Annotated in this window: 15 protein-coding genes; 9 read left to right on the forward strand and 6 right to left on the reverse strand. The window is 61.7% G+C overall.

All coding sequences use genetic code 11. From position 1 onward, the window contains the following. The first annotated feature begins 18 nt into the window (after window positions 1-18). Window positions 19-810 (forward strand): IclR family transcriptional regulator, encoded by a 792-nt coding sequence (locus tag AWB77_RS32180; protein ID WP_061138494.1) that lies wholly within the window; start codon window positions 19-21, stop codon window positions 808-810. A 2,261-nt stretch (window positions 811-3,071) separates the two neighbouring features. On the opposite strand, the gene AWB77_RS32190 is transcribed toward AWB77_RS32180, so the two are convergent. Both AWB77_RS32190 and AWB77_RS32195 read right to left on the reverse strand, forming a co-directional pair. Then, a complete protein-coding gene (locus AWB77_RS32190) occupies window positions 3,072-4,043 on the reverse strand; it encodes a ParB/RepB/Spo0J family partition protein (RefSeq protein ID WP_061138496.1) in 972 nt (323 codons plus the stop codon). Further along, window positions 4,040-5,248 (reverse strand): ParA family protein, encoded by a 1,209-nt coding sequence (locus tag AWB77_RS32195; protein ID WP_061138497.1) that lies wholly within the window; start codon window positions 5,246-5,248, stop codon window positions 4,040-4,042. Before AWB77_RS32195 ends, AWB77_RS32190 begins: the two co-directional genes overlap by 4 nt. 789 nt (window positions 5,249-6,037) lie before the next feature. Between AWB77_RS32195 and AWB77_RS32200 the strand changes: the two genes are divergently transcribed. Both AWB77_RS32200 and AWB77_RS32205 read left to right on the forward strand, forming a co-directional pair. Next, window positions 6,038-7,417 carry a replication initiation protein gene (locus AWB77_RS32200; protein WP_061138498.1) on the forward strand — a complete coding sequence of 460 codons (1,380 nt, stop codon included), beginning with the start codon at window positions 6,038-6,040 and terminating at the stop codon, window positions 7,415-7,417. A 127-nt stretch (window positions 7,418-7,544) separates the two neighbouring features. Beyond that, on the forward strand, window positions 7,545-8,189 hold the full coding sequence (locus tag AWB77_RS32205; protein WP_061138499.1) for a DsbA family oxidoreductase: 645 nt from the start codon (window positions 7,545-7,547) through the stop codon (window positions 8,187-8,189). Here AWB77_RS32205 and AWB77_RS32210 read toward each other — a convergent pair. Further along, window positions 8,170-8,637: a YaiI/YqxD family protein gene (locus tag AWB77_RS32210; protein WP_061138500.1), complete on the reverse strand. Its 468-nt coding sequence runs from the start codon at window positions 8,635-8,637 to the stop codon at window positions 8,170-8,172. The two genes, AWB77_RS32205 and AWB77_RS32210, sit on opposite strands and share 20 nt — an antisense overlap. A gap of 104 nt (window positions 8,638-8,741) precedes the next feature. On the opposite strand from AWB77_RS32210, the gene AWB77_RS32215 reads away from it, so the two are divergent. From AWB77_RS32215 to AWB77_RS32240, 6 genes are all read left to right on the forward strand, one after another. Beyond that, window positions 8,742-9,023, forward strand: a complete 282-nt coding sequence (locus AWB77_RS32215) for a DUF4148 domain-containing protein (protein WP_096031218.1) — start codon at window positions 8,742-8,744, stop codon at window positions 9,021-9,023. Window positions 9,024-9,297: 274 nt separating this feature from the next. Continuing rightward, complete coding sequence (locus AWB77_RS32220) at window positions 9,298-10,143, forward strand: ABC transporter substrate-binding protein (protein WP_061138501.1); 846 nt, start codon at window positions 9,298-9,300, stop codon at window positions 10,141-10,143. A gap of 36 nt (window positions 10,144-10,179) precedes the next feature. After that, complete coding sequence (locus tag AWB77_RS32225; RefSeq protein ID WP_061138502.1) at window positions 10,180-10,896, forward strand: amino acid ABC transporter permease; 717 nt, start codon at window positions 10,180-10,182, stop codon at window positions 10,894-10,896. Window positions 10,897-10,917: 21 nt separating this feature from the next. After that, window positions 10,918-11,562: an amino acid ABC transporter permease gene (locus AWB77_RS32230; protein WP_061138503.1), complete on the forward strand. Its 645-nt coding sequence runs from the start codon at window positions 10,918-10,920 to the stop codon at window positions 11,560-11,562. Further along, window positions 11,559-12,311 (forward strand): amino acid ABC transporter ATP-binding protein, encoded by a 753-nt coding sequence (locus tag AWB77_RS32235; RefSeq protein ID WP_061138504.1) that lies wholly within the window; start codon window positions 11,559-11,561, stop codon window positions 12,309-12,311. The genes AWB77_RS32230 and AWB77_RS32235 overlap by 4 nt, the downstream gene beginning before the upstream one ends. A gap of 18 nt (window positions 12,312-12,329) precedes the next feature. Next, window positions 12,330-13,079, forward strand: coding sequence for an IclR family transcriptional regulator (locus tag AWB77_RS32240; protein ID WP_061138505.1), 750 nt, complete (start codon window positions 12,330-12,332; stop codon window positions 13,077-13,079). A 187-nt stretch (window positions 13,080-13,266) separates the two neighbouring features. On the opposite strand, the gene AWB77_RS32245 is transcribed toward AWB77_RS32240, so the two are convergent. Genes AWB77_RS32245 through AWB77_RS32255 form a run of 3 tightly spaced genes read right to left on the reverse strand, consistent with a single transcriptional unit; the run spans window position 13,267 to window position 17,434 of the window. After that, a complete protein-coding gene (locus AWB77_RS32245) occupies window positions 13,267-14,745 on the reverse strand; it encodes an efflux transporter outer membrane subunit (RefSeq protein WP_061138506.1) in 1,479 nt (492 codons plus the stop codon). 3 nt (window positions 14,746-14,748) lie between these two features. Continuing rightward, on the reverse strand, window positions 14,749-16,314 hold the full coding sequence (locus AWB77_RS32250) for an MDR family MFS transporter (protein WP_061138507.1): 1,566 nt from the start codon (window positions 16,312-16,314) through the stop codon (window positions 14,749-14,751). Continuing rightward, window positions 16,307-17,434 carry an HlyD family secretion protein gene (locus AWB77_RS32255; protein ID WP_061138528.1) on the reverse strand — a complete coding sequence of 376 codons (1,128 nt, stop codon included), beginning with the start codon at window positions 17,432-17,434 and terminating at the stop codon, window positions 16,307-16,309. Before AWB77_RS32255 ends, AWB77_RS32250 begins: the two co-directional genes overlap by 8 nt. Window positions 17,435-17,553 lie beyond the last annotated feature (119 nt).

Consider the following 17,553-nt stretch of genomic DNA (forward strand, 5'->3'; position numbering starts at 1 on the left):
CGCTCAACCGGACATCATATGAACGACCCGACGCAGGGCGATGAAAGTCGCCTGTATATCAACTCGCTCGCGCGCGGCCTGCAACTGCTGACCGCATTTTCGGAAGATCGTCCGTCGATGAAGCTCGGCGATCTTGCGGAAGCTGCCGGCATGACGAAGAGCGCCGCGCAGCGTTTCGCCTACACGCTCGTCGCGCTCGGGTATCTGCACAAGAACGAGACGACGAAGGTGTATTCGCTTGCGCCGCGCTCGCTCGACGTCGGATTGCGCTATCTGCAGACGAGCACACTTGTGAAAAGCGCCAATCCTTATGTCCACGCGTTGAATCGCGCATGCAAGGAGACGTGCATCGTCGCTGAACTCGATGGTTGCGATGTGGTGTATATCGCCCGCTTCCCGACGCATCGCGAGATGTTCGTCAATATGCCGATCGGCATGCGCCTGCCGGTCTATTGCACGGCAACGGGGCGCGCCCTCCTCTCGCGTCTGCCTGACGTTACGGCCGCCAGTTTGCTCGAAGCGTGCGAGCGCGTGCCGTACACGTCGGAGACCGTCACCGATCTGGGGCGCTTGAACGCGTTGCTCGTCGAAGCCCGGGAGCGCGGCTTCGCCTGGGCCAATGGCGAGTACTACAACGGCGACATCAACATCGCTGCGGCGATCCTTGCACCTAATGGTAAGCCGGTGGGCGCGGTCAATGTGTCGGCGCCTTCTACGCGCTGGACGCTTGCAAGTGCGATGGCGGAGTTAGGACCGCAGGTGGTCGAGACAGCACGCGCGATCGGGGGCACAAATCTGGCTCTCAGGTGATGCGGGACGTGGCCGGTCGGTTCAAGCATCGAATTGACGCGGGTTGTGGCGGCTTATCGCGGGATTGTTGTTGCAACGCCGCGCGCATACTCGGTTCCGGTAGATGTTCCAATACAACGCGATTCGCGACCGGATGAGGTGGGGTATGTTCTTGCTCGAGTTTCTTGGGACGATTGGGTTTGTTGCGGTCGTGCTGCTTGGTCTGCTTGCAATGCTGGATGTGTTCTTTCCGCGCAAGATGCCGGTGCTGCGGAAGGCTCGGGTTAGCGGGGAGCCGAGTCGGAGGGAGCAACAGGTGCGGGCACGGTAGTTTTTGCGTTAGGTAGGCCTGCTACGCAAAGCGTGTTGTTTACTACGGCTACTGAGAACGGTCGGCGATCCAGGTAGCTACAGACCGATAGCTGTGCGTTCTTATCGCAAGTCGCTTACATTTCGTGAAACATTTCTTCGATATTGCATGAAAAACGCGGCGCAGCCCTTTGCCAGCAGGCCTTCGGTTAGTTTCTAAGCGTGCTTCGGATGTTTCACGGCCGTTTGAAGGCGGTAACGATCGCGCTTTCGACTTTGCCCAGTCCCTTAACAACTCTGCTATCGATGCGACGGACACGGGCAGTTTGACATTCCAAGCGGCCTGCACTTGCGCCCAGAGAACGCTTGCACAAAGCCTGCACGGTCCAGTTTCGATTGCTTGCAGAAGGCATGAGTACGTTTGGGACATGTTCTTCGGCTGCGAAGTGCGTCTCAACGTTGCGTGCACTAAAAGGGATCGTGCTCACGCAATATTGCTTACGACGCCCTCCCGCATGCCAGGGCAGTTTCGCTTGGTGTCAACTTCCGCGCAGTTCATACACCCGAAGTGGCGCTGGCCGCCGAGGCAGCGTCGGAAGAATGGACCTCCGCGCGCATGCTCGACGTGTCCCAAGTCGGGACACTCGTTGTTGACGGGGCCGGCATCGGTGCTCTAATGAGCAACTTATCCGTCAACTTCGACGGTTCTTCGTGACCTTCAGCAGATCCGGAAGAAGCGACGTCCGGCCAATGCTGCGCAGGCACTCGCGGACGGACCCGACAGAATTCCTAACGTCGAGGCTAGTCGTATCACGCGGGATTCGGTCGCCGCAGTACCGCGCATTGTCCCGTCAACGTTACCGCCTTAACATGCGGAGGGTATTCGCAGCGTCTGCGGTTCCGCTGATGCAAGAGCACAAAAGTCGCACCCGGTACCTCCGCGCTCCGCTTCTGTGATCTCGTGCGAAAAGGCGGCGCGCGGTCTGCACCCTCTCGACACGGAGTACAGACCGCGCGATGCGAAGCGACGTAAATCAACGTCGCCTTCCTATCCTAGAGATCAATCCGGCGTGCTCGGGCTCGAAAGAGCCGAGCCGCGCGCTCGTGAGCTTTCGCCCCACCCCTTCAGTTCAACGCCAGTTCGACGGTCGCATACGCCACACGGCATCTCGTTTTGCGACGTCCGTGCGGCGCTGCATATCGATGAACGCCCGCCTCGCTTCCATTGAGGTCAGCTCCATCCGCCCGGTCTTCTGTTCAGGTTGTGCCTGGCCATCGTGTTTCGCGCTGCGATGAACGGGCGTCAGCAGCGGCGGGACCAAGGCCACGCGCCCGGAAGTTATACGGTAGAAAATAGGGCAGTCGGCTCGCTCAAGCGATGTGCAGTTTCCGGACGTTACGTGTCCCAAGTCGGGACACTTTCTCGGCCAACTTTATCGCTCGCGGCGGAAGACCGCGCCACGCGTGTCCAGCGCGCGACTTTCATGTCGCGATTGATGCATTCGGCCTTCCGTCTGCGAGTGTCGCGGCTGCAGTCGGCAGATGACATCGCAAAGAGGTGGAAGGTTATCGGCACAACTGCGTTTAACTTGCGACTGTTGTCGGCTCCCCCGCGGGCGATCCAGATCGAAATTGACGGGCTTGCCAAACGATTTTTCGTGACCGACCGGCTAAAGCAAAAGATTCCTTTCACCGCCGACTCTGCGCTCGTGCGTCTCGTCCGTACTAAACGTTGGCGGATGGGTACGCCCAGCCGATCAAAAGAACCACGAGGGCGTGACGGTCACCGGATCAGGATGTGCCCCTGATCCGCGTGACATGTCCCAAGTCGGGACACGTCGTGAAAAGAGGACGCTTCGCGTCTCAGGATGCCGCGTCGCGAGTGTCCCAAGTTGGGACATCCGCGACGGGAAAGAGGTAAACAACAGGACCGTAGGTGCTGCGGCCGGCACCGTAACCGATTGACAAAATCCTTAACTGTTATCGGCAAACAACTGCCCGATCAACTCGCGAATTTGCTCTTCCTTTTCCGACGTCAGCAAACCCGCCTTGATCTTGACAGTCAGCCCCGTCGAGTCCTTTGTAATCGATCCGGCATGCGACCCGCCTGCAAAAATCTTGTCGATGCTCCGATCACTAACGCCAGCCGCAGGCTTGCCTTCGTCATCCAGAGCCTGCTTGATCGCACGTCCCAGCTTGAGCTGATCCAGATCACCAGCAATCACCTTCGACCATAGACTCTTCGCAATCTCAAACGCCGCCCCATTTCGTCCACGAAGAACCGAAACGACATTTTCCGCCGCCGTGGCGCCTAGCAGCCGAGGCTGAACATCAAGATCCTGAACGATGAACTCAGGCAACTCGCTAAACGACAGATATCGATAAAGCTCCGACCGGGAGATGCCCAACGCTTCGGCCATGCGCTTGCGATTCGGAAACTCCTTTTCTGTGCGTCGGATGGATCGCGAGATCTCGTAATCGCACAAATCCTCGCGCGCGACGTTTTCAACGAGCGCGAGCATCGCCATTTCTTCATCGGATAGATCGACGACCAGAACCTTGATCGTCTCTTTCCCGATCATCTTGTGCGCGCGCCATCGACGTTCGCCGGCAACGATCTGATATCCACCGCCAACGCGCCGAACCACGATCGGCTGAACCAGCCCGGCTTCGCGAATCGACTCAGCCAGTTGGACGAGCTTTGCATCATTGAATACCTGACGAGGCTGCCAAGGATTCGGAACGATCTCCGATACCGATGCCTCGGACGCCGGACCAGCCTGTTCCAACTGAGCAATGCGCTGCTGTGCGGCGGCGAGCGCGGCCGCCATCCCAGGTGCGGTACGCGGACTGGTCGCCTTTTCTTGCTGCGGATCGAGTTGTATGTCTTTAGCCGCGCGGACTTCGGCGGTCTTGCTCATCATGCGGTCACGAAGGCTGCTCATTGTCCGGCTCTCCATTGCTCGACATATTGATCGTCGATCCATTTGCAGTAATCGACCATTGGCTGCTTCACGCGCGCCAAGGTCTTCGCGACGGTCTCAGCGCGCGACAAGTCGAACACCGTCGAAAAAGCCAACGCGCCGTTACTCATGACCGAACTCGCGGGGATTTCGGTCGTGTGCAGCCAGTCGCCGTAGGCGCGCTGTGACCACGAGCGCACAACTGGCGCAGACGACGTGTTCCCGTAATCAACTCGCGACAAAAGCACCGACACGAAGTCATACGTCTTGTCGACTTCATGCTCCACGAAGCCGTTCGCGACCTCGGCAAACAGAGACCAGAACGATACCGACGATATGAAGTCCAGACTCTCGGGCACAAGCGGCATGACCATCGAATCGGCCGCCATCAGTCCGTTCAGCGTCATGTAGGAAAGCGACGGCGCGGTGTCGAGGATGATGTAGTCGTAATGCGCACGCAGCGGTTCGATTCCTTTCCGCAACACCGACCAGAATTCGAAATTCGCATTGGTCTTTTGCGCCGTCGGAAGATGAAATTCCGCGTCGTGCAAATAGTTGTGCGCCGGGATCACGTCCAAGCCGTCCCAGTAGGTCGTCTGCACTTTGGCCGACAGACCGCCCTCGATGTCCGGATCGTAGATGTAGGGGAGAACCGTGTCTTCCCAAGTCACATCCTTCTCGGCGTAGAGACCGCACAGTTCTGAAAGCGATGCTTGTGGATCAAGGTCGATCATGAGAACCTTTCGGCCACGCAGACTGAGTCCTTGGCCGATGCACATCGACGTCGTCGTCTTGCACGATCCGCCCTTGAAGTTCGCCGTGATAAGCACGCGCCCGCGATGTTCACGTGTTCCGGTGACAAGCGGCGTCTGGTAGATGTCGGAGACTTGCTGGACCCATGTCCGCGCATCCTTCAGCGAGAAGATGCGCGCGCGGCCGGTACCGTGCGTTTCGCCCTGCGGCAGATCGGTACCATCCTTGGTCGCCAAATAGTTGATCTTCTGACGGTCGATACCGCACATCTCCGACAACTCGCCGATTGTGAAAACGGGTGCCGTTTTTCGTGGTCGGGGAGCCAGTATTTGGTCTCGCAGCTCGTTCGTCATGACCGACAAACGCTCTGCAAACTCTCCAAGATTGGAAAGTTTCACTCTTCGGTTAATCTCTGGCAGTTCGCTTAAATTCATTCGCACGCTTCCTTGTGGGTCCACGGTGAGGCGTTTTCTACACGCCCAGCGCTGTTTCCACGGTTTTAATGTGAGTCGATGTCGAACCGTAGAATACGCGCCACGGTGATGAATGGCTATCCCAATTGCCCGAAATTTTCGATTGCGGCGCGTTTGGGACAAAAGATCATAGATTTCAGTACGTTGCGAGCAAGTCTGCAGCCTGGTTGATACGTTAAGAAACTGCATACGAGTCGAGATCTCATACGACGAACATAAGAAGGCCCGTTGGCGATCACAAAACACCTCACCTCAGCATGTGGATGAATAACCTGTTCAGCCGCGCCGCTTGGCCAAACACAAAACGCCTCACCTATCAAATGCCGGTTCCTTGTTGCGAATCGACCGAGTTCGCTCATCGACACCGACTCGCTCGTAGGCTGCGCGCAGAATCCATTACCACCCGGTTTGTTGGTTATTTAATAAAGACGAAAACCAACCACCACTAACAGGTCCACCTGATACTTAGAAAAATCAATGCGTTAGACCCGCAAGGTGAGCCGTTTTGTGCTACAGGTGCTGTTGATTGAGCCGCTAAGTGCCGTGTTTACCCCGCACAAGTGAGGCGTCTTGGCGCCGAGGGTGAGACGTTTGGGCGGGATGGTGAGGGAAATTGTGAAGCGGCCAGAGCAAAGTGAGGTTTCCTGTGTCCGCCTTGTTTCAAGGTGAGGTGATCTGTGTTGACAGCTCACCATGCAGGCGTTAACGTTCGGCTCGATAGCACACGATACGTGCAAACACGGAGGCAGGATGACGACAGCGGGGCAGGTGGCCACGTCCAGACAACTGGCGCTGGCACTATTCGACGATGCAAGCGCCGAAGGTTTGCCCGTCGAAACGGCTCGCTCGGACATCGGCTTCTCACGCAAGAACGTGCTGATCCGCATCGTCGATCTCGGCGTGGCGGCGCGTCGCCTTATCGATGCGGCGTATTTCATCGTCGCGCAGGAAGACAAGGTTCACGACCTGTACGACGTCGAGCTCGACTACTTCAAGTGGCTGATGCGCTATTCGAGCCGCAACAACGCGCACCTTGAACAGGTCATCACCGAGGCGCAGCGAGCGCTTATTCAGGCCACCGCCGAACCCGACGCCGATGGATCGAAGCCGTTCGGCTCCGTGCAACTGATCGGACGCATCTCATACCTTGGCGGGCGGTTTCAGTTTCGCGTACCCCCCGATCTCATCGGGATCATTCGCGGTCCCGGCAAATCCCACTGGCTAAGCCTGCGCATCACGTCGCTCTTCACGCTCAGTTATGCGCGCGTGATGTACGACCATCTCCTTCCATATGCGGGCGAGGGCGTAACCGACTGGTTCACTTTGGACGAGTTGCGCGCGTGGCAAGGCACAATGGGCGCGAAGGCGCAGGAATTCAAATACTTCAAGCGCGACTGGCTCGCTCCGGCAGTGGATCAGATCAATGAGGTGTCCGATCTATCTCTGTCGTACGAGACGCGCAACGAGCCCGGCTCGCGCAAGATCGGGCGGATGCGCTTTCGCGTCGAGCGCAAGGAGATGGCCGAGCGCCTGCTTCACACGCACGAGCACGCCCAGGCCTTGTATCAGACGCTCAAGCAGGAGATCGGTCTGTCGAGCGCGCAGTTCAATCAGATCGCCTCCGACCGCGACACCTATACGGACGAACGGCTCGAGCAGGCCATCGAACGCACGCGTTTCAGCCTGAAGCTCGGCAAGGTATCGAAGAGCCCGGCCGGCTTTTTCATGAAGGCGCTGAAAGAAGGCTGGATCGTCTCGGATGCAGAGCGGCAGATGGTCCAGGTTCAGGTGGACCTCGCGCTGACAGATCAACGCGAGGCCGAAGCGAAGGAGCAGGCCGAGGCGCGTCGGGCGTTGCTGGTCGCGGCTCAGGACGTGAACGCGCAGAACCGTATCGTCGATGAAGTGCGGCGCGGCTGGGAGATATATGAGGCCGCCACGGCACGGCAGCGCGACGACTGGCGGCGCACTTACAGGACGAGTCCCGCGGGCAAGCTGACGCTGCGCAGACTGGGCATCGATCCGACGAGCGAACTCGTCGAAGCGGTCATCCATAAATATCCCGATCTGCGCGACGGATTCTCCGGATACGTGTTCAACAAGATGCGGCCGGGAAAAGCAAGAAGCTAATCAGCCGCCTCTCGTCATCCACCAACCCGCAACTAACGGTCGAAGCTGCGCGCTTCCATCGAGCTAGCCGGCAAGCACGCCCGAATTGAGCTAGCCTGTTTCGCTCGAATACGTTTTCCATCAAGCCATGTCCCGCACTCTTCAAATCGACTTTGTCTCCGATATCGCCTGCCCGTGGTGCGCCGTCGGCCTGTCCTCGCTGCAACGCGCGCTGGAACGCATCGGCGATGCCGTCGATGCGCACATCACGCTGCATCCGTTCGAACTGAATCCGGACATGGGACCGCAGGGCGAGCGCATCGTCGTTTATCTTGGCCGGAAGTACGGCCGCACGCCCGAGCAGATCAGCGAGGCGCAGGCGATGATCCGCGAGCGCGGCGCGCGCGAAGGCTTCGCGTTCGGCGATCGCAACTGGGTCTACAACACGTTCGATGCGCATCGGTTGCTGCATTGGGCGCGCATCGAAGGCAAGCAGTTGCCGCTGAAGCTCGCGCTGCTGCGCGCTTATCACGGCGAGGGCAAGGACACGAGCAATCACGAAGTGCTGATCAAGGCGGCCCGAAGCGCCGGTCTCGACGTCGAGCAGGCGCGCGCGGTCCTCGAAAGCGGCGCCTATGCCGACGAAGTCCGCGCCGAAGAGCACGAGGTTCAGCAACTCGGCATTCAGTCGGTACCCGCCATCATCTTCGACAACAAGTATTTGTTGAGCGGCGGTCAGCCGTCCGAGGCGTTCGAGGAAGCGATCCGCAAGATCATCGACGGGAGCGCATGAGGGTTTCCTGCTTCGCAAGAAACCGGTCGAGCTGCGCGGCGAAGTTCTTGCCGTCGCGCGGTGCGTACGGCGGCGGTCCGCCTGTCTGCACGCCAGAACCGCGCAGCTGATCCATCATCGCGCGGATCGACAGACGTTCCTCGATATTCTCCGCACTCATCCACTCGCCGCGCGGATCGAGCGCGAACGCGCCTTTCTCGATCACCGCGGCGGCCAGCGGTATATCCGCCGTGATGATGAGATCGCCCGTCTGCGTCATCTCGACGATGCGCGCATCGGCCACGTCGAAGCCCGCCGGCACCTGAATCGCGCGTATGTGCGGCGAGGGCGGCGTGCGGAGAAACTGATTCGCGACGAGCGTCACGTCCACCTTCATACGCGTGGCCGCGCGAAAGAGAATGTCCTTTACGACGGCGGGGCAGGCGTCTGCATCGACGATGATTTGCATCAATTGGCATCCGGAGTCATGAGTTTGTTTCGAGCGCCTATACTTCCGTGAGCGCATTTTTCCCAGGCGAACGGAGAATCACCGTGAGAACGAAGCTGGCAAGCATGGCTGTGTCATTCTTCATCGGCGTCGCGTGTGTATCGGCGGCCTCGCTTTCTTATGCTCAGGATACCGGTTCGGCGGCCACCGACGCGACACAAGCCGCACCTGCATCGAAAGCCGATAAAAAAGCTGCGCGCAAACAGGCGCGCGCGAAAAAGAACGCCGAGCTCAAGAAGCTCGAAGACGCGGGCTACAACCCGGCCCGGGCGAACGACCCGAATTATCCGCAGGACATCCAGAACGCCCAAAAGAAGGCGGGAATCGGCGCGGGCGCGAGCCAGTAATCTCGCGTCGGCCGAAATTCTCTACATCCGGACACGCGAGGCTCATCGCGAGCCGGCCTCCGCGCGCGCGTCGCGTTTGATATCCGACCAAAAAGCCGCGCGCAATTAGGGTTCGGGCCGCTTGTGCTCGGAATTCTCTTACTCAACACTGCAAATCAATCCGATAAGCCAGATGCCTGTCCGATATACCGGACGGCACTGACCGCCAGCCTTATCCTTCCAGAGCGTTCTGGAACCGGTTCCTCACGTCATCATCGTCAATCAGGATCTGCACATGAAACTCTCGAACATCGGCGCCAGAACTGTTTCCCTGTTCGTCATCGCCGGGGCGCTGGCGATGTCGGCATGTACCAAGGTTTCGACGCCCGCCGAAAGCGGCGGCAGCGCGACGGCAGGTTCATCGACGCTTCAGGCAGTGCTTCAGCGCGGGACCTTGCGCGTCGGCGACTGCCTGACCTTCGCGCCGTTCGGCTTCTACGACAAGGACGGCCAGCCCGACGGCTACGACGTCGATCTCGCCAAGGAACTCGCGAAACAAATGGGCGTGAAGCTCGAAGTCGTGAACACGACGAGCGCGAACCGCATTCCGAACCTGCAAACGAGCAAGGTCGATGTCGTCTTCTGCAACTTCACACGCAATCTCGAGCGCGCGAAGGTCATCGAATTCACGACGCCGTATGTCGTCGCGAGCGAGGCGCTGCTGGTCAAGAAGAGCAGCGGCATCCAGTCGGTGAAAGACATGGGCAACCGCACGATCGCGACCGTGAAGGGCTCGACCAACGGCGACGAAGTCCGCTCGCTGAACATCCCGGTCAAGATTCAGGAATACGACAGCTCGCAGGCCGCGATTCTCGCCGTCAAGCAAGGCCAGGCCGACGCGATGATCGAGGACAACAACTTCCTCGCGTATCAGGCGAAGCTCGATCCCGAACTGACCGTGACGAACGAAGCGCTCGTGCCGCTCGAGTACAACGCGTTCGGCGTGAAGGCCGGCGATCAAGCGTGGCTCAATTACCTGAACCTGTTCCTCTTCAACATCAACGCGTCGAAGCTCAACGCGCAGCTCTACAAGAAGTGGTTCGGCACCGATCCGCGCTTCCCGTTGAATCCGCAGTTCTGACCACACGGCGATGCCGATAGCAATGCGGAGACCGATATGAGTTACGAGTGGCTGACCTTGTGGGGCTATGTACCCGAATTCCTGAAAGCCGGCTGGCTGACCCTGCAGGTGACGGTGCTCGCGTTCGTGCTGTCGCTGGTGCTCGGGCTGTTGACGGCGCTGGCCAGCATGTCGCCGCTCGGCGTGATCCGCTTCGTCGCGCGGGCGTATGTCGAGATCATCCGCAATACGCCGGTTCTGCTGCAGATCTTTATCGTGTTCTTCGGGCTGCCGTCGGCGGGCATCTCGCTCGATGCCTACTGGGCCGGCGTCATCGCACTCGGGCTCAACGTGGGCGCTTATCTGTCGGAAGTGTTTCGCGCGGGCATTCAGTCGGTGCCGCGCGGGCAGCTCGAAGCCGCCGGCATTCTCGGCCTCGAACGCGGCCAGATCTTCACCGAGATCGTCCTGCCGCAGGCGGCGCGCGCCGTCTATCCGGCGATCGTCAACTATCTGATCCAGTTGCTGCTCGGCACGTCGCTCCTGTCTGCGATCGCGCTGCCGGAACTGACGGGCACCGCGACCGTCATCAATTCGCGCACGCTCCTTTACGTGCAAACCTTCGCGGTCGTGCTCGTCGCGTATCTCGTGCTGAGCAATGTGCTCTCGTGGATCGCAGGCCAGCTCGGCGCGCGAATGTTCCATCCGCCGCTCGTCGTCCGGCCGCGCGCACGCTTCGGCGGCTTTGCGCTGCGCCGCGCCAATCGCGCCTGATGCCCGAACCGGAGTCGCATCATGTCAATCGAATTGCTGGGAACCAGTCTGTCGATCCTGCTGCAAGGTCTCGTGACGACGCTGCTGCTGTCCGTCGCGTCGATCGTCGGCGGCACGCTGATCGGCCTCATCGCCGCCGTGTTGCGATCGTTCGGACCGTGGGGCACCGACCGCATCGCGCGGCTCTACACCGAACTCTTTCGCGGCACGCCCGTGCTCATCACGCTGATGTTCATCTACTTCGGCGTCTCGTACTTCGGCTATGCGATCGATGTCTTCGCCGCCGGCGTCATCGGTCTGAGCGTCTATCAGGGCGCCTATATCGCCGAAGTGTTCCGCTCGGGAATCGAAGCGGTGCCGAAAGGGCAGTGGGAAGTCTCGCAGATTCTCGGTCTGTCGCGCACGCAGGCGTTCGCGTTCGTCGTGCTGCCGCAGACGGGCAAGATCGTGCTGCCGCCGCTCATCGGCCAATATCTTTCGCTCATCAAGGACACGTCGATCGTCAGCATGATCGGCATGTCCGAACTGATGCACGGCGGCCAGGCGATCGTCGATCGCATCGGCAAGCCGGTCGAGATTTACGGACTCGTCGCCATCATCTATTTCGTCGTGTGCTTCCCGCTTTCGCAATGGGTGCGCCACCATGACCGCAGGAGACTGTCGTGAGCAATCAAAGCCAGACCAGGCCGATCATTTCCCTTTCGGGCGTCAGCAAGGCGTTCGGCGCGACGCGCGTGCTCAACGAGATCAATCTCGACGTGCGTTCGGGCGAAGTGCTCGTGCTGATCGGCGCATCGGGTTCGGGCAAGAGCACGGTGCTGCGCATCATGGCAGGACTTGAAACCACGGATTCCGGCGAAGTGTGGGTCAACGAAGTGCCGCTGCACGACCCGAAACGCGCGCGCGACATCCGCGGTCACGTCGGCATGGTGTTCCAGCAATTCAACCTCTTTCCGCACAAGACCGCGCTCGGCAACGTGACGCTCGCGCTCATCAAGGCGCGCAAGATGAGTCCCGCCGATGCACGCAAGCGCGCGATGGACGTGCTCGATCGCGTCGGGCTTGCGGATCGCGCGGATCATTATCCGAGCCAGTTGTCGGGCGGACAGCAGCAGCGCGTCGCGATCGCGCGGGCGCTCGCCGTGGAGCCGGGCATCATATTCTTCGATGAAGCGACCTCCGCGCTCGACCCCGAACTCGTCGGCGAAGTCACCGAAGTAATGCGCGGACTCGCGCGCGACGGCATGACGATGGTCGTCGTCACGCATGAGATGGGCTTCGCGCGCAAGACGGCCGATCGCGTCGTGTTCATGGATAAGGGCGTGATCGCGGAGCAGGGCGAGCCGGAGCAGATTTTCGTCGATCCATCGAACGAGCGCACGCGGCAGTTCCTGCATCGCGTGCTCGATCACTGACGCTTACGGAGTGAATGAATGGCTGTCACGGAATCGTCGCGAGCAAGAGGCGTGGACCGCGTCATTGCGATGTTTCGGCAACTGCATCTCGCCCAGCGCCCGATGACGATGCGCGAGCTGATCGAAGCGACCGGCGCGCCGCGTTCGAGCATCTACGAACTGGTCGCAATTCTGGCCGAAGTGGGCTGGCTCGAAACGTCCGCCGATGGAAGCGTGTTCTTCGGACGCGAGATGCATTACTACGGCTCCGACTACGCAACGCACAACGATCTCATCAGCCGCGCGCATCAGTCGATTCTCGCGCTCGTGCGCAAGTACGACGAGACGACGCAGCTGTGCATGCTCGAAGGCAGCAAGTACACGGTGGTGCTGTCGGAGAACAGCGCGCGGCCGTTCAACATCAGCTCGGATATCGGCGTGCGCGTGCCGATTCCGTGGACCGCGACCGGACGCCTGCTGCTCGGTCACATGAACGCGGGCGAGATCCGCGCGTTGATTCCGGAAGGAGACTTCACGCTCGATAACGGCGTGCGCATCGACTTCGATGAATTCATGCGCGACGTTCAGGCCGCGAAAGAGCAGGGCTATTGCTGCACGGAAGGTCTGTCGAACGCGTTTCGGCTGTGCATGGCGGCGCCCGTGCGCGACCGCGCCGGACTGCCGGTCGCGGCGCTGTGCTTCATGACCGGCCGCGATACCGATCCGCAGCGGCGGCAGGCGATGCTCGACGATCTTCTGCAATCGGCAAAGGCGCTGTCGCATCGATAGCGCACATCACGCGAACGCACATGACGACGCAAGCCGCAGACGACGACCCGTTTCGACGCATCGCACAACTCGAACAAGAGAATGTCGCGCTCAGGGAAGTGAACGACATCTTGCGCAAGGCCGTCGCGTTCTATAAGCCGATGTTCGAGCGTGAGATGGCGTCGCAGCGTCGGCTAACGCAAGACGCTCAGGATGCCCAGCCGAGTCCGAGACTCTTCTGCAGCGCGACGAAATCCCGCAGCAATTCGCCTTGCGCGGCCACCACGTCCTGCTGCGCGGCGAATTGCGTGCGCTGCGCGTCGAGCAGATCGATGAGCGTCGACACGCCCGCCGTGTAACGTTGCCGCACGAGCGCCGCCGAGCGCTCCGCCGACGCCTGCACCTGCTGCAGCCGCGCCACATGCTCACGCTGGTTGCCGTACCGCGACAGCGATGAATTCGCGTCCTTCAGCGCGCCCAACACGGCTTTCTCGTAGCGCGCCTGTGCTTCGTCGCGCGCGGCTTCGGCGGCATCGACGTTCGCCGCGGTGCGCCCGAAGTCGAACAGATTCCATTGCAGATAAGGCACGCCGACCCACGAGAAATTCTGCTTGCGCAATAGATGGCTCGGCTCGGAAGCCGAGAAGCCGATATCGCCGAGCAGCGTCACCTTCGGGAAATAATCGGCGATATGCTCGCCGATCTGCGCATTGCTCGACGCGAGACGACGCTCGGCCGCGCGGATGTCGGGGCGCTCCTGAAGCATCGCCGCCGGATCGCCAATGGGCACCGACGACGGCAACGCGGGCAACGGCGCACGTGCGCCCAGTTCGGCATCGAGCGCGCCGGGCGCCCGGCCCGTCAGCACGGCGAGCTGATCGAGCGAATCGGTGATCTGCACCTGCAAGGGCACGAGCGTCGCGCGCGTCGTGCCGACCTGCGTCGTGAGCCGCTCGACGTCCACTTCCGCCGCCGTGCCGCGCGCGCGCCGCTGCTCGGTGAGCGTGAGCATCTGCTGCTGATAGTCGGCGGTCCGTTCGGCGAGCGCGAGACGCTCCTGCTGATCGCGCAGATCGATATAGACCGACGCCACTTCCGCCGCGAGCGACACTTGCGCGTCCGACAGATCGGCGTGCACGGCGTCGGCTTCGTCCGATGCCGCTTCGATCGCGCGGCGCGTGCCGCCGAAGAGATCGAGCTCCCACGAGGCATCGAAACCGACGGTATAGAAGTCGACGGGACCGCGCCCGGTCGATCCCGACGATCCCGACGAACCGTCATCGCCCGACGAGCCGAAGAACGACGTGTCCGGCGAGCGCATGCGCAACGCCGCCGCGCTGCCCGACACCTTCGGCAACGCGTTGGCGCGCTGCCCGCGCAATTGCGAGCGCGATTGACGCAGACGCGCCTGCGCCATTTTCAGGTCGGGATTGTGGGCGAATGCGGCATCGATCAGCGCGTTCAGCTGCGGATCGTTGAGCGCTTGCCACCACGCCGTGGGCGCGTGCGTCGCGACGACGCCCTGCGCCGGCGTGCGCACGAACGCGCCGCTTTTCGTGGCGTCGGGCGCGATATCCGGCGCGCCGCGATAGTCGGGGCCGACCGTGCACGCGGCGAGCGCGCATGCGGCGAGCGGGAGCAGGGCGGTGAGGCGGAGCGTGCGGGGAAACATCGTGAAAGGATTCATGAATCAGTGGCCGGCGGAGGACATGTCGCCGGATTGAGCGCGCGGCGTCTTGAGCAGGAGCGCGAGCGGAAGACACGCGAGCAGCGCGATCGCCAGCACGTAGAAAGTTTCGGAATATGTCATGACGATGGCCTGTTGCCCGATCTGCGCCGACAACTGGCCGAGCGCCTGCATCTTCGCGTGCGCCATATCGCCGCCTTGCGCGAAGAAATTCGCGGCGCTCGCGGCCATGCGTTCCTGACCGATGACGGAGTTCGCCGTCAGCGATTCGCGGATCGACGCGGTGTGGAAGTCGTTGCGCCGGTCGATCACCGTGCCGAGGATCGCGAGCCCGACCGAGCCGCCGAGATTGCGCGCCATGTTGTAGAGCCCGGCTGCATCGCCGGATTCCTCGCGCGAGACGGCGGCCATCGACGCCTGATTGAGCGGCATCATCGCGAGCATCTGCCCGCAGCCGCGCAGAATCTGCGACCAGAAGAAATCGTGGCCGACGCTTTGCGCGGTCAGCGAGATATCGAGCAGACAGCTCGCGGCGAAAAACAGCAGCCCCGTGATGACGAGCACGCGAAAATCCACCTTGCCGAGCAGACGCGGCAGCACCGGCATGATGAGAAACGCGGGCACGCCCGACACGAGCATGATCGCGCCGGACTGCAGCGCGTTATAACCGGCGACGATGCTCAGAAACTGCGGCAGCAGGAACGACACGCAATAAAGACCCGCGCCCACCGCGAACACGATCAGGATCACGCTCGCATAACGCGGATTGCGCAGGAGCGAAAGCCGCACGATCGGCTTTTTCGCGACGAGCTGCGAGATCGCGATGAGCAGAAAGCCGAACGCCGTGACGCACGACAGCAGCACGATTTCATGCGACTCGAACCATTGATTGCGCTGGCCCTCTTCGAGCACGACCGTGAGCGAACTCAGGCCGATCGCAAGCCCCGCAATGCCGATCCAGTCGGCCTTGAAAAAGGACTCCCAGTGCGATTTTTCCGCCGGCAGCCCGGTGACGAGCAGCGCGACGAGCGCGAAGCCCACCGGCACGTTGACGAAAAAGCACCACGACCACGAGATGTTCTCCGCGAGCCAGCCGCCCAGCACGGGTCCGAGCAGCGGCCCGAGCAACACGATCAGGCCGAAGATGGTCATGCCGACGGGCATCTGCTCGCGCGGCAGCCGCGTGCGAATGATGGTCTGCGCGGTCGGAATCATCGCGCCGCCGGTGAAGCCTTGCCCGATGCGGCCTGCGACCATCATCGAAAGCGAGGTGGAGAAGCCGCACATCACCGAGAACAGCGTGAATAGCACTGCGTTGCCGAGCAGGAAATTGCGCAGCCCGAAGACGCGCGTGAGCCATGCGGCAAGCGGAATCATCACGATTTCCGACATCAGATAGCCGGTGGAAATCCACGTGCCTTCGGTGCCGGTCACGCCGATCTCGCCCTGAATCTGCGGCAGCGCCGAGTTGGTGATGGAGATGTCGAGCGTGGCCATCAGCGCGCCGAGCGCGCCGGCCGTGACGGCGATCCAGTCGCTTGCGCTCGCGCGTGCGTGACCTTCAGTCATGACGGTTTTCCGCAGCGATGCGATGGCTGTCGTCGGTGGCGTTCTTCGTGTCGACATCGACGGTGACGGACAAGCCCGGCAGCAGCACCTTGCGGGTTTGCGGCCCCGTATCGACGCGAATGCGCACCGGCACGCGCTGCACGATCTTCGTGAAGTTGCCGGTCGCGTTCTCCGGCGGCAGGAGCGCGAACTGCGCGCCGGTGCCGGGCGCGAAGCTCTCGACGACGCCGTGCAGATCGGTGCCCTTGAGCGCATCGACATGCAGCGTCGCGGGCTGCCCCACGCGCATGCGGCCGACCTGCGTTTCCTTGAAGTTCGCTTCGAGATAGAGCGCATCGACCGGCACGACCGTCATCAGACGCGTGCCCGGCTGCACGTACTGGCCGACGCGCACCGTACGGTCACCGACGCGCCCCGCGACCGGGCTCGCGAGCGTCGTGTCGCCGAGATCGAGCTTCGACTGATTCATTTGCGCCTGCGCCGCTTCGAGTTGCGCGCGCGCCTGGGCGATCTGCGCTTCGGTCGCGCCGATCTGCGTCGCGGCCGATCGCGCGGCGGCGAGATTCGCGGCGAGCGTCGCGCGCGCCTGATCGCGCGTGGAAACCAGGCTCGCGAGACGCTCGGCGGTTTCGGCGCCCGTCGCGACGAGCGGACGATAACGCGTCACGTCGTCCTCCGCGTGCGCGAGACTCACGCGCGAGACTTCGGCCTGCGCCTTCGCCTGATCGGCGTTGGCGTGATGCTGCTTGAGTTCTGCTTCGGCGCGCAGGATGTCGGCGGCGCGGGCGTCGAGCGTGGCCTGCGCCTGATCGAGCGCGGCCTGATACTGGCGCGTATCGAGCTTCGCGAGCGGCGCGCCCGCCGCGACCGCCTGGTTGTCGCCGACGAGCACTTCGGTGATATAGCCGCTCACCTTCGGCGCGATGGTCACGCTGTCGGCCTTGAGATAGGCGTCGTCGGTGGTTTCGATGAAGCGGCCGACCATCCACCAGCGTGCGCCCCACGCGAGGCCCGCGATGACCGCGACGATGCCCGCCGCGATGAGAAGGCGCTTGCGCGACGGTTTGCCTTGAGCGGCGTCGGCGGGTTGGCCGCCGTGCGGGGGCGCTGTGACTGACATGATTTCTCCGGGAGCTTGCGCGGCGCCGCGCGTGCGGCAGCCTTCGACGAATGCGAGACAACGAGCGCGTTCCGGGCGAAAATCACCGCGCGATGCGCTCGCCAAACTAGACGATGCCG

The sequence above is a fragment of the Caballeronia fortuita genome, assembly GCF_001544835.2.
Classification (GTDB): domain Bacteria; phylum Pseudomonadota; class Gammaproteobacteria; order Burkholderiales; family Burkholderiaceae; genus Caballeronia; species Caballeronia fortuita.